Annotated in this window: 23 protein-coding genes and 2 pseudogenes; 10 read left to right on the top strand and 15 right to left on the bottom strand. The window is 76.4% G+C overall.

Annotated features, from left to right (window positions below; genetic code table 11):
- Window positions 1-16 precede the first annotated feature (16 nt).
- Window positions 17-769: a helix-turn-helix transcriptional regulator gene (locus HNR12_RS23170; RefSeq protein ID WP_338119821.1), complete on the bottom strand. Its 753-nt coding sequence runs from the start codon at window positions 767-769 to the stop codon at window positions 17-19.
- Between the two features lie 333 nt (window positions 770-1,102).
- Between HNR12_RS23170 and HNR12_RS23165 the strand changes: the two genes are divergently transcribed.
- On the top strand, window positions 1,103-1,963 hold the full coding sequence (locus tag HNR12_RS23165) for an SDR family NAD(P)-dependent oxidoreductase (RefSeq protein WP_179769541.1): 861 nt from the start codon (window positions 1,103-1,105) through the stop codon (window positions 1,961-1,963).
- Window positions 1,964-2,032: 69 nt separating this feature from the next.
- On the opposite strand, the gene HNR12_RS23160 is transcribed toward HNR12_RS23165, so the two are convergent.
- Window positions 2,033-3,133, bottom strand: coding sequence for an alanine racemase (locus HNR12_RS23160; RefSeq protein WP_246425159.1), 1,101 nt, complete (start codon window positions 3,131-3,133; stop codon window positions 2,033-2,035).
- Window positions 3,134-3,413: 280 nt separating this feature from the next.
- Between HNR12_RS23160 and HNR12_RS23155 the strand changes: the two genes are divergently transcribed.
- Together HNR12_RS23155 and HNR12_RS29255 are read left to right on the top strand one after the other, a co-directional pair.
- A complete protein-coding gene (locus HNR12_RS23155; RefSeq protein WP_179769539.1) occupies window positions 3,414-4,124 on the top strand; it encodes a sulfotransferase family protein in 711 nt (236 codons plus the stop codon).
- Entirely contained in the window at window positions 4,121-4,732 is a 612-nt protein-coding gene (locus tag HNR12_RS29255) for a DUF6875 domain-containing protein (protein ID WP_179769538.1), read from the top strand. The genes HNR12_RS23155 and HNR12_RS29255 overlap by 4 nt, the downstream gene beginning before the upstream one ends.
- A 118-nt stretch (window positions 4,733-4,850) precedes the next feature.
- Here HNR12_RS29255 and HNR12_RS23145 read toward each other — a convergent pair.
- The 5 genes and pseudogenes from HNR12_RS23145 to HNR12_RS23125 form a co-directional block, all read right to left on the bottom strand.
- Window positions 4,851-5,228: pseudogene (locus HNR12_RS23145) on the bottom strand (response regulator transcription factor); the annotation flags it as partial.
- 339 nt (window positions 5,229-5,567) lie between these two features.
- Window positions 5,568-7,331 (bottom strand): ATP-binding cassette domain-containing protein, encoded by a 1,764-nt coding sequence (locus tag HNR12_RS23140; protein WP_179769537.1) that lies wholly within the window; start codon window positions 7,329-7,331, stop codon window positions 5,568-5,570.
- Window positions 7,332-7,393: 62 nt separating this feature from the next.
- A complete protein-coding gene (locus HNR12_RS23135) occupies window positions 7,394-8,545 on the bottom strand; it encodes a DUF1611 domain-containing protein (RefSeq protein ID WP_179769536.1) in 1,152 nt (383 codons plus the stop codon).
- 621 nt (window positions 8,546-9,166) lie between these two features.
- Window positions 9,167-10,738: a HAMP domain-containing sensor histidine kinase gene (locus HNR12_RS23130; RefSeq protein ID WP_338119820.1), complete on the bottom strand. Its 1,572-nt coding sequence runs from the start codon at window positions 10,736-10,738 to the stop codon at window positions 9,167-9,169.
- A 215-nt stretch (window positions 10,739-10,953) separates the two neighbouring features.
- Complete coding sequence (locus HNR12_RS23125; RefSeq protein ID WP_179769535.1) at window positions 10,954-11,850, bottom strand: RNA polymerase sigma-70 factor; 897 nt, start codon at window positions 11,848-11,850, stop codon at window positions 10,954-10,956.
- A gap of 237 nt (window positions 11,851-12,087) precedes the next feature.
- On the opposite strand from HNR12_RS23125, the gene HNR12_RS23120 reads away from it, so the two are divergent.
- Together HNR12_RS23120 and HNR12_RS23115 are read left to right on the top strand one after the other, a co-directional pair.
- Window positions 12,088-12,738 carry a LysE family translocator gene (locus tag HNR12_RS23120; RefSeq protein ID WP_179769534.1) on the top strand — a complete coding sequence of 217 codons (651 nt, stop codon included), beginning with the start codon at window positions 12,088-12,090 and terminating at the stop codon, window positions 12,736-12,738.
- Between the two features lie 87 nt (window positions 12,739-12,825).
- Window positions 12,826-13,703, top strand: a pseudogene (locus tag HNR12_RS23115) (IS5 family transposase).
- Here HNR12_RS23115 and HNR12_RS23110 read toward each other — a convergent pair.
- The 4 genes from HNR12_RS23110 to HNR12_RS23095 form a co-directional block, all read right to left on the bottom strand.
- Window positions 13,700-14,089 (bottom strand): VOC family protein, encoded by a 390-nt coding sequence (locus HNR12_RS23110; protein WP_179769533.1) that lies wholly within the window; start codon window positions 14,087-14,089, stop codon window positions 13,700-13,702. The pseudogene HNR12_RS23115 and the gene HNR12_RS23110 overlap by 4 nt on opposite strands.
- The gene (locus HNR12_RS23105; protein WP_179769532.1) at window positions 14,086-14,379 is read right to left on the bottom strand and encodes an ArsR/SmtB family transcription factor; all 294 of its coding nucleotides are present in this window, start codon (window positions 14,377-14,379) and stop codon (window positions 14,086-14,088) included. Before HNR12_RS23105 ends, HNR12_RS23110 begins: the two co-directional genes overlap by 4 nt.
- 91 nt (window positions 14,380-14,470) lie before the next feature.
- The gene (gene pepE / locus HNR12_RS23100; RefSeq protein WP_179769531.1) at window positions 14,471-15,229 is read right to left on the bottom strand and encodes a dipeptidase PepE; all 759 of its coding nucleotides are present in this window, start codon (window positions 15,227-15,229) and stop codon (window positions 14,471-14,473) included.
- 10 nt (window positions 15,230-15,239) lie between these two features.
- Window positions 15,240-16,091 (bottom strand): IclR family transcriptional regulator, encoded by an 852-nt coding sequence (locus tag HNR12_RS23095; RefSeq protein WP_179769530.1) that lies wholly within the window; start codon window positions 16,089-16,091, stop codon window positions 15,240-15,242.
- Window positions 16,092-16,307: 216 nt separating this feature from the next.
- Here HNR12_RS23095 and HNR12_RS23090 point away from each other — a divergent pair, with 216 nt between their 5' ends.
- From HNR12_RS23090 to HNR12_RS23070, 5 genes are all read left to right on the top strand, one after another.
- Window positions 16,308-17,957, top strand: a complete 1,650-nt coding sequence (locus tag HNR12_RS23090) for an OPT/YSL family transporter (protein ID WP_179769529.1) — start codon at window positions 16,308-16,310, stop codon at window positions 17,955-17,957.
- A 14-nt stretch (window positions 17,958-17,971) separates the two neighbouring features.
- The gene (locus HNR12_RS23085; RefSeq protein ID WP_179769528.1) at window positions 17,972-18,679 is read left to right on the top strand and encodes an AroM family protein; all 708 of its coding nucleotides are present in this window, start codon (window positions 17,972-17,974) and stop codon (window positions 18,677-18,679) included.
- Entirely contained in the window at window positions 18,676-19,317 is a 642-nt protein-coding gene (locus tag HNR12_RS23080) for an aspartate/glutamate racemase family protein (protein ID WP_179769527.1), read from the top strand. The genes HNR12_RS23085 and HNR12_RS23080 overlap by 4 nt, the downstream gene beginning before the upstream one ends.
- A gap of 152 nt (window positions 19,318-19,469) precedes the next feature.
- Window positions 19,470-20,420 (top strand): DUF1177 domain-containing protein, encoded by a 951-nt coding sequence (locus HNR12_RS23075; protein ID WP_179769526.1) that lies wholly within the window; start codon window positions 19,470-19,472, stop codon window positions 20,418-20,420.
- Window positions 20,421-20,524: 104 nt separating this feature from the next.
- Window positions 20,525-21,352, top strand: a complete 828-nt coding sequence (locus tag HNR12_RS23070; RefSeq protein ID WP_179769525.1) for a hypothetical protein — start codon at window positions 20,525-20,527, stop codon at window positions 21,350-21,352.
- A gap of 55 nt (window positions 21,353-21,407) precedes the next feature.
- Here the strand turns inward: HNR12_RS23070 and HNR12_RS23065 are convergent, their stop codons facing one another.
- The 4 genes from HNR12_RS23065 to HNR12_RS23050 form a co-directional block, all read right to left on the bottom strand.
- On the bottom strand, window positions 21,408-21,617 hold the full coding sequence (locus HNR12_RS23065; RefSeq protein WP_179769524.1) for a hypothetical protein: 210 nt from the start codon (window positions 21,615-21,617) through the stop codon (window positions 21,408-21,410).
- Window positions 21,618-21,774: 157 nt separating this feature from the next.
- The gene (locus HNR12_RS23060) at window positions 21,775-23,088 is read right to left on the bottom strand and encodes a hypothetical protein (RefSeq protein ID WP_246425155.1); all 1,314 of its coding nucleotides are present in this window, start codon (window positions 23,086-23,088) and stop codon (window positions 21,775-21,777) included.
- Complete coding sequence (locus tag HNR12_RS23055) at window positions 23,078-24,511, bottom strand: hypothetical protein (protein ID WP_179769523.1); 1,434 nt, start codon at window positions 24,509-24,511, stop codon at window positions 23,078-23,080. The genes HNR12_RS23060 and HNR12_RS23055 overlap by 11 nt, the downstream gene beginning before the upstream one ends.
- A complete protein-coding gene (locus HNR12_RS23050; RefSeq protein ID WP_179769522.1) occupies window positions 24,508-25,233 on the bottom strand; it encodes a hypothetical protein in 726 nt (241 codons plus the stop codon). The genes HNR12_RS23055 and HNR12_RS23050 overlap by 4 nt, the downstream gene beginning before the upstream one ends.
- Window positions 25,234-25,443: the final 210 nt, after the last annotated feature.

Raw genomic sequence — 25,443 nt, 5'->3', positions numbered from 1 at the left:
CGGGGGCCGCCGCACGTCATCGCTCGGAGGCCGCCTCGGGCCGGTCGGGACCGGACGGACCGGTGCCGGGACCGGCGGCGGTCCAGCTGGCGAGCAGGTCCAGGGCCTGCCGCGAGGGCGACCCGGCGGCGGCGGTGTAGACGAACAGGGTGGTGTCGGGGTCGCCGGGCGGGGTCAGGGTCTCGTACTCGACGGTCAGCTCGCCCACGAGCGGGTGGCGCAGCCGCTTGGAGCCGTGGGTGCGCTGGTGGCCCCGGTGCCGCACCCACCACTGGTCGAACTCGCGGCTGCGTTCGCGCAGCTCGGCGACGAGTTCGGCCGTTGCGCGGTCGTCGGGGTCGGCGCCGACGGCCAGCCGCAGGCTCTCCACGGCGGCCTGCGCCTGCTCGGGCCAGTCCACGAACAGCGCGCGGGCGCCCTCGTCGAGGAACATCCAGCGCGCGTACTGGCGCTGGGCGGGCGGCATCCGCTCGAAGTCGGTGAACAGCGCCTTGGCCATCCGGTTGGCGGCCAGGACGTCGGTGCGGCGGCCCAGGACGAGCACGGGCTCGCCGTCGAGGCTGTCGAGGAGCTGGTAGAGGCCGGGCCGCACGCGCTGGACGCCCCGGGCGCGCCGGCGGTCGGGGCCGGCGGCCGGCCCGATGAGGTCGCGCAGGTGCGCGCGCCCGGCGTCGTCCAGCTGCAGCGCGCGGCCGATCGCCTCGACCACCGACGGCGACGGCGTGATCCGGCGGCCCTGCTCCAGGCGGGCGTAGTAGTCGGTGGACACCCGGCCAGCAGCGCGACCTCCTCGCGCCGCAGGCCCGGCACGCGGCGCGCCCGCCCGTCGGGCGGCAGGCCCGCCCGCGAGGGGTCGACCTGGACGCGGGCGCGGCGCAGGAAGTCGGCGAGTTCCCGGTTCGTATCTGCCACGCGACCGATTATCCGCCACGGCGGCCGCCTCCGCCTGGGTCCGCGCGTCCTAGGTTGCCCGGTGCGCGGTCGCGCAGGGCGCGCTGCGGCCCCCCGCGGCGGCTTCGGCGGGCCAGTCTGGAGACGTGCCGGAGACCGGGCCAGCCCCGGGCGGCACCATCCGTGAACCGTCCACCGTAAGGGACACACCATGAGCACTCCCACGGACCGCCCCGCCACCTGGTTCGTCACCGGCGCCTCCCGCGGCCTGGGTTTGGAGCTGGTCGCGCAGCTGCTGGAGCGCGGCGAGCGCGTCGCCGCGACGACGCGCTCCACCGAGCGGCTGCTGTCGGCGCTCGGCGACCGGGCCGACACCGCCCGCCTGCTCCCCCTCGCCGTCGACCTGACCGACGAGGCGGCCGTGCGGCGCGCCGTCGAGCAGGCGGCCGCGCACTTCGGCGCCCTCGACGTCGTGGTCAACAACGCCGGCTACGGGTTCCTCGCCGCGGTCGAGGAGACCGGCGACCGCGAGGTCCGCGCGATGCTGGACGTCCAGGTCGTGGGCGTGTGGAACGTGCTGCGGGCGGCGCTGCCGATCCTGCGCCGGCAGCGCGGCGGCCACATCGTCAACGTCTCCTCGGTCCTGGGCCTGACCGCCGTGCCGGGCTGGGCGCTCTACTGCGCGGGCAAGTTCGCGCTGGAGGGCCTCAGCGAGGCCCTGGCCGCCGAGGTGGCCGACTTCGGGATCGGGGTCACCATCGTGGAGCCGGGCTACTTCCGCACCGCGTTCCTGTCCCAGGACTCCATCGCGCTGCCCGCCGAGCCCCTGGCCGACTACCCCGCCATCCGCCGGATGACCGCCGACCACCTCAAGCTCCAGGGCGGCCAGCTCGGCGACCCGGTCCGCGGGGCCGCGGCGATCATCGACCGCGTCGCCGCGGGCGAGGGCCCGCTGCGCCAGCTGCTGGGGTCCGACGCCCACGCCTACGCCACCGCCAAGGTCGAGGCCCTGCGCGCCGAGGTCGAGGCCGCCGCGCAGACGGCGCCCGCCACCGACTTCCCCGCCTCCTGAAGGCGCCGCACGCCCCCGGGCGGCCGCCCGGGGGCGGCGGTCCGCCCCGGGCGGGCCCCGGTGCCGTGTTCAGCGCAGGTAGTGGAACGCGGGCCGGGGGTGCATCAGGAAGTCGTGGTAGGAGATGTTCCACGCGTAGGCCCCGGCCAGGCGGAAGACCAGGGTGTCGCCGACCTCCATCCGCAGGGGCACGCCCCGGGCCAGCACGTCGAAGGGCAGGCACAGCCGCCCCACGACGGTGACCGGCTCGCCGGGCTCGCCCGGCCCGCCCATGACCAGCGGCTGGTCGTGGCCGCGCGCCGCCGGGGTGCGCATGTGGTGGGTGCCCCCCTCCACCACGGCGTAGAGCCGTCCGTGCACCCGCTTGAGGTCGACGACGGCCGTGACGTAGTAGCCGCAGTAGGCGGCCAGCGCCCGCCCCGGCTCCACGCGCAGGACCTCGCCCGGGCGGCGCAGCCGCGCCAGGCCCCGCCCGTAGGCTTCCCAGTCGAAGCGGTGGTCGGGGTCGGAGTAGGACACGCCCATGCCGCCGCCCAGGTTGACCTCGACAGCCCCCAGGGCGCGGGCGTGGTCGAGCACGGCGGAGGCGACCTGGAGCATCGCGGGAGCCTCCAGGCCGCTGGCGAGGTGGGCGTGCACGCCGCGGAAGCGCACCCGGTCCTGGGCGGCGAGGCGGCCCACGCACTCGCGCGCCTCGGCCGGGGCCATGCCGAAGGGTACGGACGGCCCGCACATGTTGGGGGCCAGCCCGGGGATGTCCAGGTCCAGGTTGAGGCGCAGCAGGACGTCGGCCCGGCGCCCCGAGGCCAGCAGGCGGTCCAGTTCGCCCAGGCTCTCCAGGTGCAGGCGGTGGACCGGGGTGTCGAGTTCGGCGGTCTTGCCGGGGCCGGCCAGGGCGACGGGTGCGCCGGGCACGGTCGCGCGGACGTGGGCGGCCTCGCCGACCGAGGCGGTCTCGAAGCCGTCGACGTGGGGGGCCAGGGTGCGCAGGATGTGGGGATCGGGGTTGGCCTTGACCGCGTAGTAGACCTCGACCCCGGCGAGGGCGGTGCGCACGGCGGCGGCGTGGGCGGCCAGGGCGGGGAGGTCGTAGACGTAGGCGGGCAGCCGGTCGGGGATCTGGTCCGGGGAGAGCGGCGGGCGGACGGGACGCGCGGAGGAAGCGGTCAAATCCGCGGGAATGGAAGAAACAGAGGACATGGGCGAAACGGGGGTTACCATGTTTTCTCCTCAATCGGGCGTTGCACCAGTGCGGGGCAGACCCCCGGTACTGGGCGAATGAAAAACCGGGTGACCCGGTTTCGGTAAGTTCGGCCGGCGCATGTAATCAGTTCCCCTGAAAAGGGTAAACCACCCTCAGTGATTATGTGAATCTTATGTGTGTACTGATATAAGGCCGGACCCCTGCGGAGGGGTGGCGGCCGGTACACCGGGATGAGGGGAACCGCATATGGTGAAAGTCATCGGAGCCGGTCTGGGCCGGACCGGAAGTTTCTCGCTCCGGGCCGCACTCGAACGCCTGGGATTCGGCCCGTGCCACCACATGGCCTCGCTGGGCGAAAACCCCGGCCTGATCGACGAATGGGAATCCGTCGTGCGCGGCGACCCCGTCGACTGGCCGCGGCTGCTCGCGGGCTTCGGCTCCACCGTCGACTGGCCCTCCTGCGCCTACTGGCGCGAGCTCGCGGACGCATTTCCCCAGGCCAAGGTGGTTCTGACCGTCCGCGACCCCGACCGCTGGTACGACAGCGCGCGCTCCACCATCTGCCGCTACACGGCACCCCAGCGCGGGATCGAGGGGCTCCTGACCCGAATGGAGAACCGCCTGTACCCGGAATTGGGCCGGCGGCGAGAACTCTGCCGGAAACTGGTCTGGGACGGCACTTTCGGCGGACGGTTCGCCGAACGCGAACACGCCCTTAACATCTTCCGCCGGCACAACGACACCGTCCGCGCGGAAATCCCCGCCGATCGGCTGCTCGTTTTCGAGGTGCGCCAGGGCTGGGAGCCGCTGTGCTCCTTTCTGGGGGTCGAGGTCCCCGACGAGCCCTTCCCTCACCTGAACGACTCCGAGTCGTTCCGCCGCACGGCCTCGGAGCGCCGTTTTCGGGCGCTTACCTTCCGCAGGCAGATAACCCCCGAGAACTCGGCCATCCGATGAACACCCCCGCCGGCCAGATCACCGCCGCCCTGGACTGGATGACCACCTTCCTCATCACCCCCCACCCCGAAATCGGCCGCAAAGGCGCCGTCTGCCCCTTCGTCGAACCCGCCATGCGCGGCCAGACCCTGCGCGTGGAGCACCGCCGCGTCCCCGCCCACGCCACCGTCGACGACATCGCCGCCCTCGTCGACCACATGGCCGAGGTCTTCACCACCGCCCACTGGAAGCACCCCAACCGCGTCCTGCACGCCCTGGTCGTCGTCGTCGACGGCCTGCCCCCCGACCGCACCCGCGTCCTCGACGACGCCCACCCCCTCGTCAAACCCGCCCTGGTCCGCCGCCGCCTCATGCTCGGCCAGTTCCACCCGCACTGCCCCGACACCGCCGCCCGCAACCCCGCCTTCCCCGTCTCCCGCTCCCCCGTCCCCCTCCTGGCCATGCGCCACATGGCCTTCCACGACGTCCTCTTCCTCCACCAGGACCGCGCCTGGTTCACCTCCTACGCCCAGGCCTTCGGCCACCGCTACCGGCGCGGCACCATCCCCGACCCCCTCTTCACCGACCTCTACACCCAGGCCTGCCGCCGCTGGGGAATCCCCGAATAACCACCCACACCACCCCACCCGCCACCACGGCCACCGCCACCCACCGACACCGCCGCACCATCCGCCCCTCCGCGGGTGCGCGGCCGGCGCGCACCCGGGCCGGCCGCGCACCCGCGGGCTAGAGCCAGTCGTGCTCGCGCGCGTAGCGCGCCGCCTCGTGGCGGGTGCGCGTCTGGGTCTTGCGCATCGCGTTGGACAGGTAGTTGCGCACGGTGCCCTCCGCCAGGTGGAGCCGGGCGGCGATGTCGGCGACCGAGTAGCCGTCGGCGGTCACCCGCAGCACGTCGACCTCCCGGTCGGTCAGCGGGCAGTCGTCCACGACGGCGAGCGCGGAGACCTCCGGGTCGATCCACCGCCGGCCCGCGTGCAGCGCCGCGATGACCTCGGTGATGTGCGCGGGCTCCGCCGCCTTGCTGACGAACCCCTGCACCCCGAGCTTGAGGGCCTTGCGGAGCACGCCCGGACGGGCGTGGCGGGTGAGCATGAGCACCACCCGCCGGCGCGGGCGGGAAGGCCACCGCCGTCACGAACCGCCCGCCCTCGCGCTCCACCCGCAGCTCGCCGCCCTCGGCCGCCACCCGGTCCCGCAGGGCGGCCAGCCCTCGCAGTGGGGGCGGTCCCTCCCCCGGCCCCGCGCCGTCCCTCGGCGCTCATCGTGGGCGTCATCGCCTGCGAGGTGATGCGCCGGAGCGGATCCGTCTGGCCGGCGGTGGCCGTGCGCGTCGTCAACAACCTGGCCCTGCCGCTGCTGGTGCTGTTCACCGGGTTCACCGGCCCCGGGCCGATGGGCGGCTGATCCCGCGTCGGCGCCGCCCCGCCCGCGGCCCGAACGTGCCTAGCCGGCCGCGTCCGGGCCGCCGGGCTCCTCGCGCAGCAGCCCGCGGTCCAGGCGCCAGACCACGTCGGCCGACCGCAGGCGCTCGGGGCGGTGGGCGACCACGATGACCGTGCCGGAGAACCCGGCGATCACGCGGTCCACCACCTCGGCGGCGCGGGCGTCGAGGTGGGCGTCGGCCTCGTCGAGCAGGAGCAGGCGCGGGCCGGGCAGCAGCGCACGGGCCAGCGCGACACGCTGCTGCTGGCCGGCCGACAGCCCGGCGCCCGACTCCCGCACGGGCGTGCGCAGGCCGTCGGGCAGTTCCGCCAGCAACTCGTCCAGGCCGCTCGCGCGGACCGCCTCGTGCAGCCGGCGGGCGTCGGCCTTGGGGTCGGCGTAGCGGACGTTGTCGGCGATCGTGCCGCGCATCAGCGGCAGGTGCGGCCCGGCGAGCCCGATGGCCGCGCGCACCGACTCGGTCCGGTGCGTGGCGATGTCGGCGCCGTCCAGCAGCACCCGCCCGCCGTCGGGTGGGACGAGCCCGGCGATCACCGACAGCAGCGTCGACTTTCCGCTGCCGTTGCGGCCGGTGACGGCGACGACCGCACCGGCCGGGACGCGCGCGGTGACCGGGGCGAGCACGCCGTTGATGCGCACCCCCTCCAGGACCAGCTCTCCCCGGCCCTTGGGCAGCGCGGGCGCGGTGCGGCCGGGCAGCCGCCGGCGCGGGCGCGCGAGTTCGGCCCGCACCTGGCGCATGGCGACGGCGCAGGCCGAGCGGTACTCGCTGATGCGGGTCAGCTCCCGCAGCGGGGTGACCATGACCCCCACGATCGCGACGGCCACCGCCGCCGCGCCCGCGCCCTGTCCGGCGGCGCCGACCGCCACCAGCACGGCCGCGGTCGCCAGCAGGGTGGTCGCCTCGCCGATGGCGCGGGCCGCGCCCACCGCGCGGGCGCGCCGCACCTGGGCGTCGGCCAGCTTGCGCGAGCGGCGGGTCAGGACGCGGCGCTCCCCCCGCTCCCGCCCGAACGCCTGCACCACCTGCGGGGCCCCGACCCGCTCCACCACGTGCGCGGCCACCCGGGCCTGGCGGCGGCGCGCCGCCCGGTGCGCCGATCGGAGCCAGGGCGCCAGCGCGGCGGTGGCGCCCAGGCCGCACGCGGTCGTGGCGCCCGCCGCGAGCGCGACCGAGGGGTCGATCAGCGCGAACGCCACCAGGCACCCGGCCAGCAGCGGGACCGCCACGGCGACCTTGGCCAGCCCGAGGGTGGCCCACCGGCGCAGGGCGCTGAGGTTGCCCATCATGCGCAGCGAGGTGCCGCCGGTGGAGCGCCCGCGGCCGGCCGTGCGGGCGGGGGAGGTGATGACGCGGCGGAACAGGCTCGTGCGGACGTCGGCCACCCACGACTGCCCCAGCCGCTCGGCCAGGACCCGCTCGGCGTAGAGCAGCGCGGCGGCCGAGGACACCAGGGCGACCAGCCACGCGAGCACGGGCGGGGCCGGGTCGGGCACCGGTGCGGGCGCCTGGAGGGGCAGCGGGGCGAGCAGCGCGTCGAGGAGCGCGGCGCCGCCGCCTCCGGCCGCCGTCCCCCCGCCCAGGCCGCCGGCGATCCGGCCGACCAGCCAGGCCCACGCGATGGCCGAGGCCGCCTGTCCGAACCCCACCGCGACCAGCAGCGCGAACGTCCACCGGCGGCGCCCCGCCAGCAGGCGCGGGGGCCGCGCCGCGCCGCCCTCGTCGGCGGAGCCCGTGCGGAGGCGGTCCGCGCCGCCGGCCACCGCGGCCGTTTCCGGGGCCGCGTCTCGGGCCGTGTCCCGGCCCGCGGCCGTGTCCGCCGCCATCAGGCCGTCCGCTCCGCCACCGGGTCCAGCACCGGGCCCATCCGCAGCCGCGACACCAGCCCGGCCGCGATGGCCGGGGCCGCGAGGTCGTCGTTGCCGTAGACGGGCGCGTCGAGCAGCTGCTGGGATTCGCGCACCGCCAGCGGCGAGGCGGTCATCCGGCCGCCGGCCGCGAGGACGGGGAGCCCGGCCGCGCGCACCCGCTCGGTGCCGTACAGCGCGCCGGCGGCGTCGCCCGCGGCGAACACGCAGCCGTGCGCCAGTTCGGCCAGGCCGCCGTGGCGCAGCAGCTCGGCGGTCTCCGGCTGGAGCACGCCGTCGGCGACCTCCAGCACCAGCGCGTCGGCGCCCGCGCGCAGCAGCCGGTCCAGCAGGCGGTGGGCGCTCGCCAGGATCCGGCCGACCGGGACGCGGTAGGTGGTGGCCAGGCCGGCGTCGGTGAAGTCGACGGCCGCGACGGCGCCCGCGTCCTGGTACATCCAGCGGTCGCCGCCGGCGCCGGTGCCGGTGATCTTGGCCGCGCCCACGCGGTGGCCCGCCGCGGTCAGTCCGCGCACGAGCGCGGCGCCGGTCGTGGTCTTGCCCGCGTTCATCGACGTCCCCACGACCGCGATGGAGACGGCCGGCGCGCCGCCGGGCAGCGCCGCCAGCCCGCCCCGCCCGTTGCGCTCGCGGGGGGCGGGCGCGTCGGCGAGGTCGGCCATGTTGACGGGCGCGCCGGTGGCGTCCGCGACCAGCCCCACCGGCTCCAGGCGGGTGGGCGCGGCCATCCCGGCGTGGGCGCTGACGACCTCCGACGCGATCCCGCCCGCCGCCACGAGGTGGCAGGGCCGCAGGTCCTCGGGCGGCTCGGCCTCGAACTGGTCGGGGGCGTAGCGGGCGCCGTAGGCGACCAGGACCTCGTCGCCGGGGTAAAGGTGCGCGCGCCGTCCCACGGCCGACTCCAGCCGGGTGTGCTTGCCGATCTCGACGACCCGGGCGAGGACGATGTCGCCGTGGCGGGGTCTCACGCCGGGACCGGAGAGGACGCGCTCGGGCCGGTCACGGTCGAGGGCGCGCACCGTGTAGGAGACCTTCAGCGCCGCGCGCCGGGCGTCGGACAGCCGGTGGAGCTCGACGCCGGAGACGGCGGAAGCCGGCGGGACGGTCATGTTCTCTACCTCCGTGTTTCGCTGGCGGCGGGACCCGCCAGGGACGTAGAAAATCCTGATTGCCACTAATGAGACTTTTCTGAACCGCTCATGAGAGCCCTTTCATCAGCGGGTGGCGCGCGGCACAACGGAAGCCCACGAGCACGCCGGAGGCGCGGCGCAGGCGCCGATGCGAGCGTCCGCACGCCCACCGCCGCACACGGCCCGTGAGACGAAAGGCACCCCGCGCCGCCCACCGGACACGCGTCCCGCGACCGGGACGACCGGCGGTCGAGAGCACCCGGCACCGACCGCCGCGCGGCGGGCCGCCGAGCACGCGCGTCCCCGGAGGGCGAACACAACGGCTGCTGAAGGCGCGCGCGGCCGCGAAGAGGGCGTCGGGCCGCCAAGGCGCACCCGGCCCGCCCCGCCCTCGCCGTGAAGGCGTTGGCGGCCAAAACCCGCCGACCGCGCAGGAGGGGCCAACGCCATCACGCCCGCCCGTCCCGCGTCCGCCCCCGAAGCCGCCCCGCAAAGCCGCGCCAAACCGGTGCGACGGCCGCTGGGCGGCACACGCGGCGGCACACGCGTGCCACCGCGCGCCGCGCCCTGCCCCTGGGCCGGGGGGACGGTCCGGGCCGTTCAGGACGTGTGCGGCTCCCGGGCGTCCACGGGAAGGACCAGGCGGAGGACCGCGCCCTCGCCCGGGGCCGACCGCACGACCACGGTGCCGCCGTGGGCCCGTGCCACCGCGCGCACGACCGCCAGGCCCAGTCCCGCGCCGGGCCGGTCCGCCCTCCCGTGGGGCCGGCCGCTGTCGTCGGCGCCGCCCTCGGGGCGCTCCTCACCGCCGGCGAGGGCGAACGGCGCGAAGACGCGGTCCTGGTCGTCCTCGGCGATACCGGGTCCGGAGTCGGCCACCCACAGGGACACGGTGCGGCCGTCCGCGGAGAACGCCGAACCGGTGTGGATCGCGGCACCGGGTTGGGTGTGCCGGACGGCGTTGCGGGCCAGCCGCTCCATCGCCTGGGTGACGCGGGCGGGGTCGAGGTAGGCCGTGCCGTCGGCGATCTCGTCCAGCCGCCACTCGCGGTCGCCGCGCGCCCGGAGCCGGGCGTCGAGGTCCACGGTGAGTTCGGCCACGGAGACCTTGCTCGGCCGCAGGAAACCGGGGCGCGCCGCCTCCGTCAGCAGGCGCAGGTCCTCGGCGATACGCGCCATCCGGTCCAGTTCGTCGGCGACCGGAGGCCGCCCGCCCGCCGCGCGGGCCATCCCGGAGCGCTCCCCGGCGCTCTCCCCCTCCGGCGGAGGGGCGGCCTCCGCCAGGAGGGCGGCCAGCGCGGCGAAGCGCTCCCCCAGCCGCGCGGCATCGTCGGACCCGCCGCGTGCGCCGCCGCGGTCGCCGGTGCCGGGCCGCTCGTCCGCCGGGCCTTCCCCGGCCTCATCGTCGTCGTCGCCCGGACCGGCCGCCCGGCCGACGGCGCGGCGGGCCGGGGCGGCGCCGCGCCCGGGCCGGTCGGACGGCGCGGCCCGCCCGGCCAGCGCCCACCCCGCCCAGCCCGCCGCCGCCGTGCCGCCCAGGCTGACGAGCGCGAGCACACCGGCGGTGCGGTCGGCCCCGGCCATGTCGGAGTCCACGAGGTAGCCGGCCACGAACCAGCCGCGCCGCCCGTCGCCGGCCCCCTCCCGCGGCGGCTCAACGCGCACCTTCTCCCACCGCAGCAGCCCCTGCGGCGTTTCCGTCTCCCCGCGGGCCCGGGCCGAGGCGAGGATCTCCTCCCGCGCCGCCCGCTCGGCCGAGACCAGCCCGCCCGGGTCGCCGTCGACGTGCCCCAACGCGACCTCGTGGGGACCGGGCCGCCGCCCGTCGAGGTAGGCCCGCAGCAGGGCGCCGACGTCGGCGAACTCCGCTCCGGTAGCGGGGTCGGTGTTGTCGGTCGCGAACGCGCGGAACGCGGCGGTCTCGGCGGCGATCAGCCGGTCGGCCCGGCCGTCCACGGCGGCGCGCAGCGCCTGCCAGGCGGCGAGGTCCACCGGTACCAGCAGGGCGGCCATGAGCAGCGCGGCCCACGCGGCGGCCCGGGCCCGCGGCGCCCGCTGCGGCCGCCGCTCCGGCGCGGTGGACGGCGCGCCGCCGTCGTCGTCGGTGGGACGCGCGGCCGACAGCACCAGCGCGCGCGGCAGCGCCACCGTCGTGGCCGCCCCGTCCCCCACGTCCAGCCGGATCGTGGCCCCACCCCGCCGTCGGTCACCGCTCCTGCGCGCTCTCATGGCGCCGATGATGCCGGGCGCGGGTCAGCCGTTGATGAAGCGGCGATGAGAATCGCTTCATCCTCGCCCGGCGGCTCGCCCGCCTCCCCGGCCGCCTGCTCGGCCGGAAGCGGGCCGCGGTACGCGCCCGGGCCCCGGCCCGGGCTTTGGACCGGGCTTCAGCGCAGGGTGAGCGGGGTCTCGGTCTGCACGCGGGTGAGCTTCTCCGGGTTGCGGACGTAGTAGAGGCCGGTGACGCGGCCGTCCTCGACGCGCAGCGCCAGCACGCCGTCGAGTTCGCCGTCCAGGCGCACGACCAGGGCGGGGTTGCCGTTGACCAGCGTGGGCTCGCCGGTGACGACGCGGCCGACCCGGCCCAGGCCCCCGGCCAGGAAGCGCGTGATCCTCTCCGCGCCCACGACCGGTCGCAGCGCCGCGTGCTTGACCCCGCCGCCGTCGCCGACGAAGACGACGTCGGGGGCCAGCACGTCGAGCAGGCCCTGCGGGGCGCCCGTTTCCAGCGCCCGGCGGCAGGCCTCCAGCGCCGCCCGGGTCTGGCTCGCGGGGACCGCCGCGCGGGGGCGGCGGGCGTCGACGTGCTTGCGGGCGCGGTGCGCGATCTGGCGGACGGCCGCGGGGCTCTTGCCGACGGCCTCGGCGATCTCGTCGTAGCCGACGTCGAAGACCTCGCGCAGCACGAACACGGCGCGCTCGGTCGGCGCCAGCGTCTCCAGGACGAGCATCAGCGCCATCGACACGCTCTCGGCGAGTTCGGCGTCGGCGGCCACGTCCGGGGTGGTCAGCAGCGGCTCGGGCAGCCAGGAGCCCACGTAGGACTCCTTGCGGCGCTTCAGCGTGCGCAGCCGGTTGAGCGCCTGCCGGGTGGTGATCCGCACCAGGTAGGAGCGCTCGTCGCGCACCTCCTCCAGATCGACCTTGACCCACCGCAGCCAGGTCTCCTGGAGGACGTCCTCGGCGTCGGCCGCCGAGCCGAGCATCTCGTAGGCGACGGTGAAGAGCAGGTTGCGGTGGGCGACGAACGTCTCGGTCGCCGGGTCGGTGGCGTGGTCGCTCATGTGTCGGCCCTTCGTGGTCGCGTCCTCGGCGGTCGGGCGGCGGCCGCCGCGTGCCCTCCCCCGGCCCGGCGGAGGCCGGGGGTGAAGGCGCGCCCGAACCACCCGGGCGCGGCGGGCCGTCGGCCACAAGACACCGGGGGTCCGCCGGCTGTGACACCGATGTGACGCGCGCCACTCCGGGTGGGCCGCGCGGAACCGCGTTGCGCGTCCGCCGGGCCGCGTGGTCCGATCGTCGCCATGGACCTCGTGGCCGCTCTCCCCGCGTTCGTCGTCGCCGTGGTGCTGATCTCGGCCTCGCCCGGCCCGGCGATGGCGCTGATCCTACGCCGCGCGGCGCTGCGGGGCGTGGCGGGCGCCGTTCCGACGGTCCTGGGCCTGGAGGCCGGCCTGTACGTGTGGGCGCTGTGCGCCGGCGCCGGCCTGGCGGCGCTGGTCGCCGCCTCCGAGGCCGCCTACCTCGTGCTGCGCGTGGTCGGCGCGGCCGTCCTGCTCTACCTGGGGGTGCGGTCCTGGCGCGCGGCGTGGGCGGCCCGCGGCGCCGGCGCGGCGGCGCCCATCAACCCGGCCCCGGCGGCCCCCTCTCCGCGGTCGTGGTGGCGGGCCTTCGGCGAGGGCGCCCTTGTGATGCTGGCCAATCCCAAGGCCGCAGCGTTCATGATCGCCTTCTACCCGCAGTTCGTGCCCGCCGGCCGGCCGCTGCTGGCCACGACCGCGCTTCTGGCGCTGCTCCAGGTGGCCGTCGAGACCGTCCTCTACCTGGGCCTGGCCGCCGTGGTGGGCCGCGCCGGCGCCTGGTTCCGCCGCCCCGCCGTCCGCCGCCGCCTGGACGCGGTCAGCGGGACCGTCCTGGTGGCCCTCGGCCTGCGGATGGCCGCCGAGGGCCGCTGAGGGCCGCGCGGCCCGGCCCGGGCGCCTAGGTCCTGTTTTTTTGAAAGGTCTGCGGGGCGGGCTGGTCTTCGGTAATCCTTGGGATCCATGGTCCGACGCCATGAACTCACCGACGCCGAGTGGGACCTGCTCGCCCCGCTCATGCCCGCCCACCCCCGCAAAGGCAAGCGGTGGGCCGACCACCGCCGCGTCATCAACGCCATCCTCTACCGCACCAGGACAGGCATCCCCTGGCGCGACCTGCCCGAACGCTACGGCCCCTGGGAAACCGCCGCCGGACGCCACCGCCGCTGGTGCCTGGACGGCACCTGGCAGCGCATCGCCGACCGGCTGCGCATCGACGCCCTCACCGGCGCCGAACTCACCGCCGGTATCGACTCCACCGTGATCCGCGCCCACCACCACGCCGCCGGAGCCCCAAAAAAGGGGAGGCGGCCCGGGACGAAGGGGACAGGGCCCAAGCACTCGGGCGCTCGCGGGGCGGCTGGTCCACCAAGCTCCACCTGATCGCCGACACCCGCCGGCGGCCGCTGGTCCTGGCCCTCACCCCCGGCCAGCACGCCGACACGGTGATGCTGCGGCCTCTGCTGGAGCGGCTGCGCCTGGCGCGCTCCGGGGGGCGGGCGCGCACCCGCCTGGACCGGTTGCTGGGCGATAAGGCCTACTCCAGCCGCGCCAACCGGTCCTACCTGCGCCGGCGCAAGACCAAGGCGACCATCGCCGAGCCCGCCGACCAGCGGGCCAACCGGCTGCGGCGCGGTTCGGCGGGCGGCAGGCCCCCGTCCTTCGACCGGGAGGCCTACCGCTTGCGCAACACCGTCGAGCGCGCGATCAACCTGCTCAAGCAGAACCGCGCGGTGGCCACCCGCTATGACAAGCGGGCCGTGATCTTCGAGGGCACCGTCCAGGTGGCCTCGATCAGAATCTGGCTGCGCGACCTTACCCGTTCAACAAACACTGCCTAGGGCTGCTGGATGATCTGGATGAGGTTGCCGCAGGTGTCGTCCAGCACCGCGGTGGTGACACCGCCCATCTCCAGGGGCTCCTGGGTGAAGGCCACGCCGAGCCCGCGCAGGCGCTCGAACTCCGCCTGGACGTCGGCCACGGCGAACTGGGCGAGCGGGATGCCGTCCTTGGCCAGTGCCTCGCGGTAGGGCGCCACGGCGGGATGCCCGGCGGGCTCCAGCAGGAGTTCGGCGCCGTCGGGGTCCTCCGGCGAGACGACGGTCAGCCACCGGTCCTCGCCGCTGATGGGGACGTCGTGCTTCTTCACGAAGCCCAGCACGTCGGTGTAGAAGCGCAGGGCCTTCTCCTGGTCGTCGACGAAGACGCTCAGCAGGCGGATTCTCATGGTGTGCTCTCCGGTTGGTCGGGCCGGGTCCACCGCTCGGTGATGCGCTTCAGCGGTGCCGGGTTCAACGTGTGGAACTTGTAGCGGCCCTCCCGCCGGGTCTCGACCAGCCCGGCGGCCTCCAGCACGGCGAGGTGCTGGGAGACCGCCTGGCGCGAGATGCCGAGCCGGTGCTTCATGCTCAGCCGCGTGCAGATCTCGAAGAGCGTCTGCCCCGAGGACTCGGCGAGCTCGTCGAGGATTGTGCGGCGGGTGGGGTCGGCCAGTGCCTTGAATACATCGTCGGCCACACCCCCACAATAGGCAAGTGTGTACTTGCATATCAAGCCCGGACCGGCGGTTTTTGCCTCCAGGCCCCGGCGCCCGAGCGCGCGCCCGGCCCTAGGCGGGGTGGTCGAAGCGCGGCGTGCGCGCGAACAGGTCGGTGACCTCGCCGGAGACCTCGAAGGGCTCGGTGCCGCGGCGGAACACGATCGCCGGTCCCGGGGCGCCGGGCTGCACGGCGGTGCCGCCGACCACCGCGCGCTCTACCTCCGCCCCGCCGCCCCGCACCCGCAGGTGCGTCCCCTCCCGCAGGCCGAGCACGTCCACGTCGTTGGCCTCCAGGAACTCCCGCAGCCGGGTCTCGCGGGTCTCGCCGTTGTGGGTGGAGGCCGGGTCGGCGTCCAGGTAGTGCGGGTTGATCTGGAACGGCAGGAACCCCAGCGCGGCGAACGACGCGGGCTCCACGATGGGCATGTCGTTGGTGGTCCGCAGCGTGGGCGCGGTGATGTTGGTGCCCGCGCTCGCCCCCATGTAGGGCAGCCCGGCCGCCACGCGCTCCCGCAGGGCGTCCATCAGCCCGGTGCGCTGGAGGGTGTCCACCAGGCGGAAGGTGTTGCCGCCGCCCACGAAGACCGCCTGCGCCCCGTCCAGCACCCCCGCGGCCCCGGCGTCCGCCGGCACGCCCGTCACCGCGATCCCGCGCGCGGCGAAGGCGGCGGCCACCCGCGCGGTGTAGGCGCCGTGGTCGCCCCCGGCGAACGGCACGAACGCCACCCGGTCCCGGCCGTCGAGGAACGCCTCCACCTCCTCCCACGCGTGGTCCAGGTAGCCCCGGCCGTGGTTGGTGGAGTTGGAGAAGAGGAGCAGTTCGGGCATGGGTCGTCCTTCAGGGTGCGGTGGTGCGCGGGGCGGGGCGGGCGCCGTGCCCCCGCCGCCAGTTGCGCGTGGGCGGTTCCGGGCGGCGGTTGGACAGCAGCCCGGTCAGCTCGTCGGCGGCGGCGCGCAGCGCCGCCAGGTGGTCCAGCAGGTCGTCGCCGTGGTCGGAGTACTTGTTCTCCACCAGCGACACCGACCCCACCGGGCGCTTGCCGCCGAACACGGGCACGCCCAGCGCGCGGGACGCGGCGTCGTACTCGCCCTGGGAGAGCGCGTAGCCCTGCTCGAAGGCCTCGTCCAGCAGCGCCTCGACCTGCCGCTCCTCGAACGGGGTGAGGTCGGAGAAACGCGCGGAGGGGCGGCCCGCCAGCAGCGCCCGGCGCTCGGCGGGGTCGAGGAAGGCGAAGTAGGCGCGGGAGGTCGCCCCGGCGTGCGCCGGGTACAGCTCGTCCACGAACGGGTGCGATCGGCGCGGCCCCTCCGTCCCGCTGACCGCGGCGATGCAGCGCACGTGCGCGCCGTCGGGGACGCAGAACAGCGCGGTGCGGCCGCTGGCCCGCGCCAGCTCGGCCAGCAGGGGCTCGGCCAGCACCGACAGCCCGCCCGAGCGCTCCCACAGCCCGGCCATGCGCCACATGGCCGGGCCCATGCTGTAGCGGCGGGTGTCGGGGTCGGCGCGCAGGAACCCCTTTCCCGCCAGCGAGGCGAGGAGGCGCTGGGCGGTCGACTTGGACAGCCCGAACGCGTCGGCGAGTTCGAGGACGCCCCAGCTCGTGCGGTACTCGTCGAAGCTCAGGAGGATGTCGAGGGCCCGGTCGACCGTCTGGAGGGGTCCGGTGCGCCCGGTGGAGCCGGTGGACATGGGCTCACCCTACGTCCGTCCGAGGAGCGGGACACCCCTCGCATGGGGACCGAAATATGATCTTAACTCCCAGATAGTGGGAAACCTTTGCTTGCGCGGGTGAACGGCAGGCAGCCTGAGCGGGTGGGGACATGACCGGGTCGTCGCGCACCGCATGCCCCCTGACCAGTGTCAACTCCGCCCTTGATGGACGTGAGCATCCGCGAAGGACCACACATGGAACCGTCGGCACCCGGTTCGGCCGCCGAACCGCAGACCTCCGAGAGCGCCCGCCACCCCCGGGCGTTCGAGCCCGTCGTCGTCATCGCCACCGTGCTGGTGAGCCTCCTCGGCGCCGTCATCGGCATCCACATGATCACGACGCTGGGGGTCTCGCCCAACACCAGTGTCATCGGCGCGGTCATCGCCATGCTCATCGGCCGGATCGGGTTCCTGGGGATGCGGTCCTTCCGCAACACCAACCGGCAGAACCTCCTCCAGTCCTCGATCTCGGGTGCGACGTTCGCCGCCGCGAACTCCCTGCTCACCCCGATCGCCATCCCGTTCCTCTTCGGCCGCCCCGACCTCGTGTGGCCGATGCTGCTGGGCGCCTCGCTGGGCCTGCTCATCGACGTGTGGGTGCTCTACAAGGCGTTCGGCTCCCGGTTCCTGCCGGCCGACGCGGCCTGGCCGCCCGGTGTCGCCGCCGCCGAGACCATCAAGGCCGGCGACAGGGGCGGCCGCCAGGCGGCGATCCTCGTGGGCAGCGGCGTGTTCGGGCTGGGCGCGTCCTTCCTGGGCATGCCGATGTCGGCGGCGGGCATCGCGATGATCGGCAACGTGTGGGCGCTGCTGATGTTCGCCGTCGGCCTGCTCGTCGCCCAGTACTCCCCGGCGGTCATCGGCGTGGACCTCAACGCCGTCTACGTGCCCCACGGCGTGATGATCGGCGCGGGCGTGGTGGCGCTGGCCCAGATCGTGGTCATCCTCGCCGGCCGGCAGAGCCGCCGCGAGACCGAGCGCGAGGCGGCCCGCGAGCGCGCCGCCCAGGACGACCCGTCCCTGGCCTACACGGTCAGCCGCGCCACGCTGGGCCGGGCCCTGGGGTCGGGCTACGCCCTCTTCGCCCTCGGCGCCCTCGTGCTCGCGGTCGCCGGCGGGATCTGGTCGGACATGAGCTGGCTGGGCATCATCGGGTTCGTCCTGTTCGCCGCCGTGGCCGCCCTGGTGCACGAGCTGATCGTGGGCCTGGCCGCCATGCACGCGGGCTGGTTCCCCGCCTTCGCGGTCACCCTCATCTTCCTCATCCTCGGCCTGGCGCTGGGCATCCCCGGGGTGCCGCTGGCCCTGCTCGTCGGCTACTGCGCGGCCACCGGCCCGGCATTCGCCGACATGGGCTACGACTTCAAGGCCGGCTGGATCCTGCGCCGCGACCGCCGCCCCTACACCGCCTTCGAACTGGACGGCCGCCGCCAGCAGCTCTTCTCCTCGATGATCGGCTTCGCCGTGGCCATCGGCATGGTGGCGCTGCTGTGGCAGGGCCTGTTCGAGGAGGGCGCCGTGCCGCCCACCTCCATCGTCTACGCCGACACCATCGAGGCCGGGCTGACCGACCCCTCCGTCCTGCTGCAGTTGGCGCTGTGGGCCGTCCCCGGCGCGCTCGTGCAGCTGCTGGGCGGCCCCCGGCGCCAGATGGGCGTCCTGCTCGCCACCGGCCTGCTCGTGGCCACGCCCAACGCCGGATGGCTGGTGCTGGCCGGGCTCGCGGTCCGCCTGGTGTGGCAGCGCCGCCGGGGCGAGAAGGGCGAGCAGGAGATCTCCCTGGTCGGGGCCGGGCTCATCGCCGGCGACTCCGTGCACTCCGTCGGCACCATCTTCAGCCGCTGAACCCGGGAGGGACCATGACACGACTGGGAGTCCTCACCATCGGCCAGGCGCCGCGCCCCGACCTCACCCCCGAACTCACCGCGCTGGTGCCCGAGGCCGCCGTCGTCGAGCGCGGCGTGCTCGACGGCCTCACCCGCGCCCAGATCGAGGCGCGGCCGGTCGCGCCCGGCGACCACGCCCTCACGACCCGCCTCGCCGACGGCACCTCCGTGGTGCTGGGCGAGTCGCTGGTGACCGAGCGCCTGCCCGCGATCCTGGCCGATCTGGAGCGGGAGGTCGACGCGGTGCTGCTCGCCTGCACCGGCGCCTTCCCCGAGCCGGTCCACACCAAGCCGCTCTTCGTCCCCGACCGGATGATCGCCTTCGGCGCGGCGGCCCTGCTCGGCGAGGGCGGCACGCTCGGCGTGGTGTGCCCGCTGCCCGAGCAGACGCGCGACACCGAGGCCAAGTTCGGCCGCCGCCTGCCCGCCGGCGCCCGGGTGCGCACCGACGTCTGCTCCCCCTACACCGGCACGCCCGCCGACCTCGCCGCCGCCGCGCGGCGCCTGGCCGACGCCGGCGCCGACCTGCTGGCCCTGGACTGCATCGGCTACACCGAGGAGATGCGCGCCCGCGCGGCCGCCGCCTCGGGGCTGCCGGTGGTCCTGGCCCGCTCGGTCTGCGCGCGCCTGGCCGCGGAGGTCCTGGACTCCCTCGCCGCGCGCACGCGGGGGGCGGCGTGAGGATCGGGGTCATCCGGGTCGTCACCACCGGCGACGACGGGCTGCTGGGCGCCCACGGCCGGGTCATCGAGGCCGAACTGGGCGTGGAGACCGTGTCGCGGTGCCTGCCCGACCAGCCCGACGGCGTGCACGACGACGCCACCTTCGCGCTCGCCGCCGCCAAGGTCCCCGAGCTGGCCGCGCGCATGGAGCGCGAGGACGGCGTGGCGGCGCTGCTCGTCAGCTGCGCGGCCGACCCGGGGCTGGCCGGCGCCCGCGCCGCGGTGGGGGTGCCCGTCGTGGGCGCGGGCGAGGCGGCCGCCCGCCGCGCGCTGGAGCTGGGCTCGCGGGTGGGCGTGCTCGACCTCACCACCCGCACCCCCGCGGCCGTCACCTCCGTGCTGGGCCCCGCCCGCGTCGCCGCGCTGGTGCCCGAGGGCGTGCGCAGCACCCACGACCTGCGCGGTGCGGCGGGCCTGGCCGCGTCGGTCCGGGCCGCCGAGCGCCTGGTGGCCCTGGGCGCCGACACCCTGATGTTCGCCTGCACCGGCATGACCACCATCGGGCTGGCCGCCCACCTCGCCGAGCGGGTGGAGGTCCCCGTGGTCGACGCCGTCCGCGCCGGGGCGCGCGCCGCCGTGCGCGCGGCCGGCGGCTGACATGCGCCCCGGCGGGCCGCCACCGCCCGCGCGCGCCCACCGCGCCGCGGGCGCGGCGCGCCCCTCATCCCCGACCGCCCCGGCCCTGACGCGCCGGCCGCGCCCGCCCGCCGGGCCGGCGATCACCCACCACCACACCTGAGAGGAACCCCATGTCCTGGAGCCACGTCATCGAGGCCTACGACCTGCTCGACACCCCGGCCGCCGACGGCGCGTCGGTCGCCGAGTACCTGCGCCGCCACGGCGCCGCCGAGGACGAGGTCGTCGTGGAGACCGTCGCGGGCGAGGGCGGGTCCACCGACTTCGTCCGGGTGACCGTCGCCGGCACGGCCGGGGCCGCCTCGGGCGGGCCCGCGCCCACTTTGGGCATCCTGGGCCGCCTGGGCGGCCTGGGCGCGCGCCCCGAGCAGATCGGCTTCGTCAGCGACGGCGACGGCGCCCTCACCACGGTCGCGGCGGCCGCCAAGCTCCTGGACATGCGCCGCCGGGGCGACACCCTGCCCGGCGACGTCGTGCTGGCCACCCACGTCGACCCCGACGCCCCGACCCAGCCGCACGACCCGGTCCCGTTCATGAGTTCGGCCGTGGACCAGGAGGTCAGCAACCGGCACGAGGTGCTGCCGGCCATGGACGCGATCCTGTCCGTGGACACCACCAAGGGCAACCGGGTCTGCAACCACCACGGCATCGCCATCACCCCGGCCGTGGTGGACGGGTGGATCGTGCGCGTGCCCGAGACCCTGCTGGACGTCGTCTCGCGCACCACCGGCCGCCCGCCGGTGGTCATGCCGCTGACCATGCAGGACATCACCCCCTACGGCAACGGCGTCTACCACGTGAACTCGATCCTGCAGCCCGCCACGGCCACCGCCGCCCCGGTCGTGGGCGTGGCCATCGTGACCGAGACCGCCGTGGCGGGGTCGGCCACCGGCGCCACGGACCTGGGCACCGTGGAGACCGCGGTGCGGTTCGTGATCGAGACCGCGAAGGACTACGGCCGCGGCATCGCGCGGTTCGTGGACGCCGACGAGGTGCGGCGGCTCCGGGAGCTGTACGGCCCCATGTCGCACCTGCGCGGCGCCGGCGAGCCCGCCGCCCGCTGAGCCGCCGCCCGGCCCGCCCCGGCGGCCCCGGCCGTCTCCGGCGCGGGGCCGCCGAGGCGGGCCGGGCCTTCCGCCGTCCGGGCCGGGCCGCTACGGTGTCGGGCGTGTGCGTCTCCATGGCCCCCGCCGACTTCTCCGCGACCACGCTCTACGCCGGCCGGCTGCGGCACCCCGAGCACGGGCTCGTCCACGTGGCGGGCTACCAGAACGTCGCGCTCAACCTCGCCGGCGGCCCCAACGCCATGGTGCTGCACTTCCCGGCGAGGGCGATGGGCCCGGACAACTTCGTCCCGGTCGGCGACGCCGAGAACGTCCTCGCCGACATGGCCCTGGCCCTGCCGCCGCCCGCCCCCGCCGCCCCGGGCGGGATGGCGCCGATGGGCGGCGCGGCCGGCGCCGCGCCCCGGGTGCGGGTGTTCGACCACGACGTCTACACCGTGCTCCTGGCCGAGGACGCCACGCTGATCCCGGCCGCCCTCGAGGAGGTGCCCCGGCGCCGGCGCCCGCGCCTGGACCACGGGCTCCTGCGGTTCTACACCGACCACTACCCCGACCACGTGTTCGCGGTGTGCTGCTTCGACACCGCCGAGCGCCGCCGGGCCAAGCCGCTGCTGGTGTGGTACGTCCCGCTCGACCCCGACGTGCTGACCGCGCCCGCGCTGGACGGCCACACCGGCGGACCGCCCGACCTCGCGGACCGGGTCCTCACCGACCACACGGTCCTCTTCGGCACCGACGAGGCCGCCGACGGCTGGGGGTGGCCGGTCCGCTACCGCGACACCGCCGGCCCCGGACTGGCGCCCTTCCTGCCCGACGCGGTCGTGGGCGCCCGGTTCCACGGGTTCATGCCCAACGGCGACTTCGCGATCCCCCACGCCGCCGTGCTGGCCGGCGACCTGCGCGCCGTGCGGCGCGTCGGCCCGCCCGCCTGACCGCGCCCCGCCCCGCCGCCCTCGGCCGCGGCGGCCGGGAGCGCCGGCGGCGCGGCTAGCGGACCCACGCGCCGTGGTGGATCCCGCCCGAGCACCAGTGGTCGGGGCCGAGGTCGACGCGGGTGGGCAGGACCGTGCCGCCGCCGGCCTCGCACTCCTCGGGGCTGACGATCACCTGGGCGGCCGCCGGCGCCCCGGCGCCGAGGACGGCGGCCCCGGCCAGGGCGGCGACCGCCAGGGGGCGGCGGATGCGGAGGGGGGACATGGGGCCTCCTCGTCACGGGGCGAATCCGTTCATCACCGTATGTGACCGCCGCCCGGCCGGGGGAAACCCGCCGGCCCGACCGGGTGGCCGGGTTCGCGCCCGCCCCTCCCCGGCTGCGCCCCGGCCCGGCGGGCGGCGCCGGGAAGGGGCGGGCGGATCAGGTCCGCCGCAGGTCGCCGCGCAGCACGCGCTGCACGAGGTCGCCGCCGAGGTTGCCGTAGCCGGTCGCCGACCACACGCTCTCCTCGGCCGGGACCTCGTAGTATGGCACCCGGTCGCCGTCGTGCCGCACGGGCAGGGCGGTGGGCGCGCGGTGGCCGCGGACGGCCGCGGCGCAGTCGGTGCAGGCGTGCACCTTGATCCGCCGCGTGGTGCCCACGGCCCGCCAAATGACCGGCCGGGTCGAGGTCGGGTGCAGCGGGTTGAAGAAGCAGTGGCGGCGCGGCGCGGGCGCCCTGCGCCCGCTGTCGCGCGCCTGGGCCGCCGCCAGCAGGTCCTCCCCCAGGTGCAGCAGGACCCGGGCGCCCGCCAGGTCGTCGATGCCGCGCGCCCCGTCCAGCACCCGGCCCGCCGCGTCGTGGGCGTCCAGGGCGGCCGCGTGGTCGGCGGCGGCGCGGCCGTCGCCGCCGGTCAGGGTGGTGGCGCCCAGCCGCTCGCCCAGGTCCACCAGCTCGCGCTCGACCTCGGCGCGCAACTGCTCCCGCCGGGCGCGGTCGGCGTTGTCGAAGGCGACCAGCCGGGGCGCCGCCGGCGCCCGGCGGCGCCGGACGAGCAGCCAGGCGCCGGCCGCCCCCAGCAGCAGGACCGCCCCGCCCGCCGCGAGCCAGACCGGGGTACCGCCCGCCCAACCGCCGCCCGCGCCGGGGACCGCGGGCGCGGGGGCGTCCCACTCCTCGGTCTCGGCGGCCAGTTCGTCGCTCTCGCGCTCGTAGTCGGCGGTGCCGGTGCCCGCGTCGATGATCTCCACGGTCCGGGTGAACAGCCCGAACAGGGAGGTGTCGGCGGCGTCGCTGTCCAGGCTGACGGCGCTGGCGGCGTCGGCGGCCTGGTGCTCGGCCTCGGTGCCGTAGTCGACGCCGGTGATCCAAGTGCTGGAGCCCAGCTCCGAGGCGAGGTAGGAGCCGTCCGCGCCGAGCCGGTCGTGCACCGCGCCGATGAGCTGCTCGGGCTCGCCGCCCCACGCGTCGCCCGCCACCAGGGGCACCACGATCACGTACACGGGCTTGCCGGTGGCCTCGATCTGCGCGGCCAACTCCGCCCGCTGGCCCTCGGGCAGCGCGGCGTCCAGCGACGGGTCGACGTAGACGGGGGACTCGCGCAGGCCCTCGGCGATGCGCTCGGCCGGGCTGGGTCCGGCGGGACTCGGCGCGGCGGCGGCCGGGGCGGCCGCCAGGGCGAGCGCGGCGGTGAGGACGGCGGCGAGCGCGGCGCGGACCGCCGCGGCGGGCGTGCGGACGAGGCTAGTCGACATCGAGTTCCTTCAGGACGCGCCGGGCGAGGTCGGGGGTGCGGTGACCGTACTGGACGGACTTCCAGAAGCCGTCGACCAGGTCGTGCTGGCGGAGCCGGCCGTCGACCCGCACCTGGAGCGTGCGCGGCGCCACCGGGCGGCCCAGGTCGGCGCGTGCCCAGCAGTGGGCGCACCAGCGGCCCCCGGCACCGCGGGCGGCGGCCTGCCGCTTGGCCGCGGCGCGGCGCCTGGCGGCCTCGCGCCGGGCGCGGCCCCGGGGCCGGGCGCCGGTGTCCGCCCCGCCGGGGCCGGACACCGCCCGCGCCGGCACGGCGGCGCCGTGCAGCGGGTTGACGGCGCAGAAGGCCGGGCTGGTGGCCGGGGCGTCCAGGGTGAGTTCGGCGCGGGCGGCGCGGGCCATGGTGATGGCGCCGACGGTCCAGGTGGGGTCGTGCTCGCCGCGGTCGATGAGGGTCGCGGCGTCGAACGCGGCCACCGCGCGGGCGTGGTTGGGGTGGTCGGCGGGGGCGCGCTCGATCTCGCGGGCCAGGCGGCGCAGCTCGGTGCGGAGCATGCGGGAGAGCCGGCGGGGGCTCGGCGCGACCGGCGCCGGCCGCGCCCGCAGCAGCGCGGGGATGCCGTCCTCGGCGCCCGGGGGGACGGCCGCGCGCACCGCGCGGGAGGAGCGCACCCCGGCGGCGGCCAGCAGCCACGCGCCGATGAGGAGGAGGCCGAGCAGCGCGCCGACGATGACACCGGGGACCGCGTCGGTGAAGTAGTCGGCGCGCGTGGGCTCCTCGTCGGGGATGTCGTCGGAGGTGTCGGCGAACAAGGGGACGGGGGAGGCCGGGGTGCCCTCGGGTGCGGTGCGGATCTGCTTGACCAGGGTGCGCACCTGCTCGGTGAGCAGCTCGTTCTCGGCCGTGGGCAGCTCGCTGTCGGGGATTTCCTCGTAGTCGATCCACAGGGCCTCGAACTCGTCCACGGGGACGTCGAAGGCGAGCGCGGTGAGGTCGAAGGGCCCGACGCCCCCGGCGCGGGGGTCGGCCATCACGTAGACGCCCGGTTCGCCCAGCTCGTGGTGGAGGGCGTGCAGGAACAGCTCCGGGTCGCCGTTGGACTCGTCGTAGTAGGTGGAGGGCAGGACCGCGACGAACACGGGCTGCCCGGCTTCGGCGACCAGCGCCTCCACCCGGGTCTCCTCGCCGTCGGCGAGGTGGGCGTGGGCCTCGGGGTCGACGTAGACGGGGTCCTCGCGCAACTCGGCGGCGACGCGTTCGGCGCGGCCGGTGTCGTGCACGTAGGGCGGGGTGGGCATCGGGGAGGGCGCGTAGCCGTCGGCCTGCGCGGGGGCGGCGCCGAGTGCGAAGGCCGGCGCGCCCAAGAGCACCAGGACTGCGGCGGCCGGCGCGGCGCCGCCGGGCGCGCCCGGATGTCGCCTCACGAGCGGCCCGCCCTGCGGGCGGGGGCGGCCGCCCGGACGGCGCGGACGACGGGGTAGCCGATGAGGACGGCGGCCGCCCCGGCGCCGATCCCGGCGGTGAAGCCGATGTTGTTGCGGCCGACCACGCTGTCGGAGTCGAGGTCGTCGGCGAGGTCGGCCCACATCCCGGAGCCGGTCTCGGCGTCCTCGTCGTAGGCCGCGCTCTCCTCCCGGGACGCCTCCTGGGCGCGCCCCAGCCGGGCGGCGGCCTCGCCGGAGAGCAGGTTGTCGACGGTGCGCTCGACCAGGCGCACCGGTCCGGCGTCGAGGTAGCCCGCCTCCGTGACCGCGTCGTCCAGGCCGGGGACGGAGACCCCGTAGGCCGCCCCGGTGAGCTGGAGGGAGATGTCGCCGGTCACCGCGAGGTAGACGCCGTCCTCGCCGAGGCGGTCGTGGACGGCGGCCAGCAGCGGCCGCAGGTCGTAGTCCTCGCTCAGGGCGGGGGCGACGATGACGTGGACGGGGACGTCCAGCCGGGCGGTGGCGGCGGCGATCCCCGAACGGGTCCGCTCCACGCCGGGGCCGGCGAGGTGGTCGCTGACGTAGACGGGGTCCTCGGCCAGGCGTTCGGCGTAGAACGCCGCGGTGCTCTGGGGGGCGGCGGCCGCGGGAGCCGCCGGCAGCACGGCGCACGCCAGCGCGGCGAGGGCGGGGAGCAGCGCGCGCAGTCGAAAACGAGGCACCGCCAAAGCGTACAGAACACCGCCGCGGCGGCCCCGCCCCGCCCATGGCCCCGGCCGCCCGCCTCCCCCGGCCGGGATGCGGCCGCGTCCGGGCCGCCCGCCCGGGCCGACCGTCCGGCGCGGCCTCCCGGAGCGCGCGCCGGGGCCGGCCGAAGCGGCGCGCGACCGGGAGACGGCGTATCGTGACCGGTGTCACGGTGCGCGGCGCGG

Origin of the sequence: Streptomonospora nanhaiensis (assembly GCF_013410565.1) — a bacterium.
In the GTDB taxonomy this organism is placed as follows: domain Bacteria; phylum Actinomycetota; class Actinomycetes; order Streptosporangiales; family Streptosporangiaceae; genus Streptomonospora; species Streptomonospora nanhaiensis.
The sequence above is the reverse complement of the archived record's forward strand: the minus strand, read 5'-3'. Positions and strand labels throughout refer to the sequence as shown.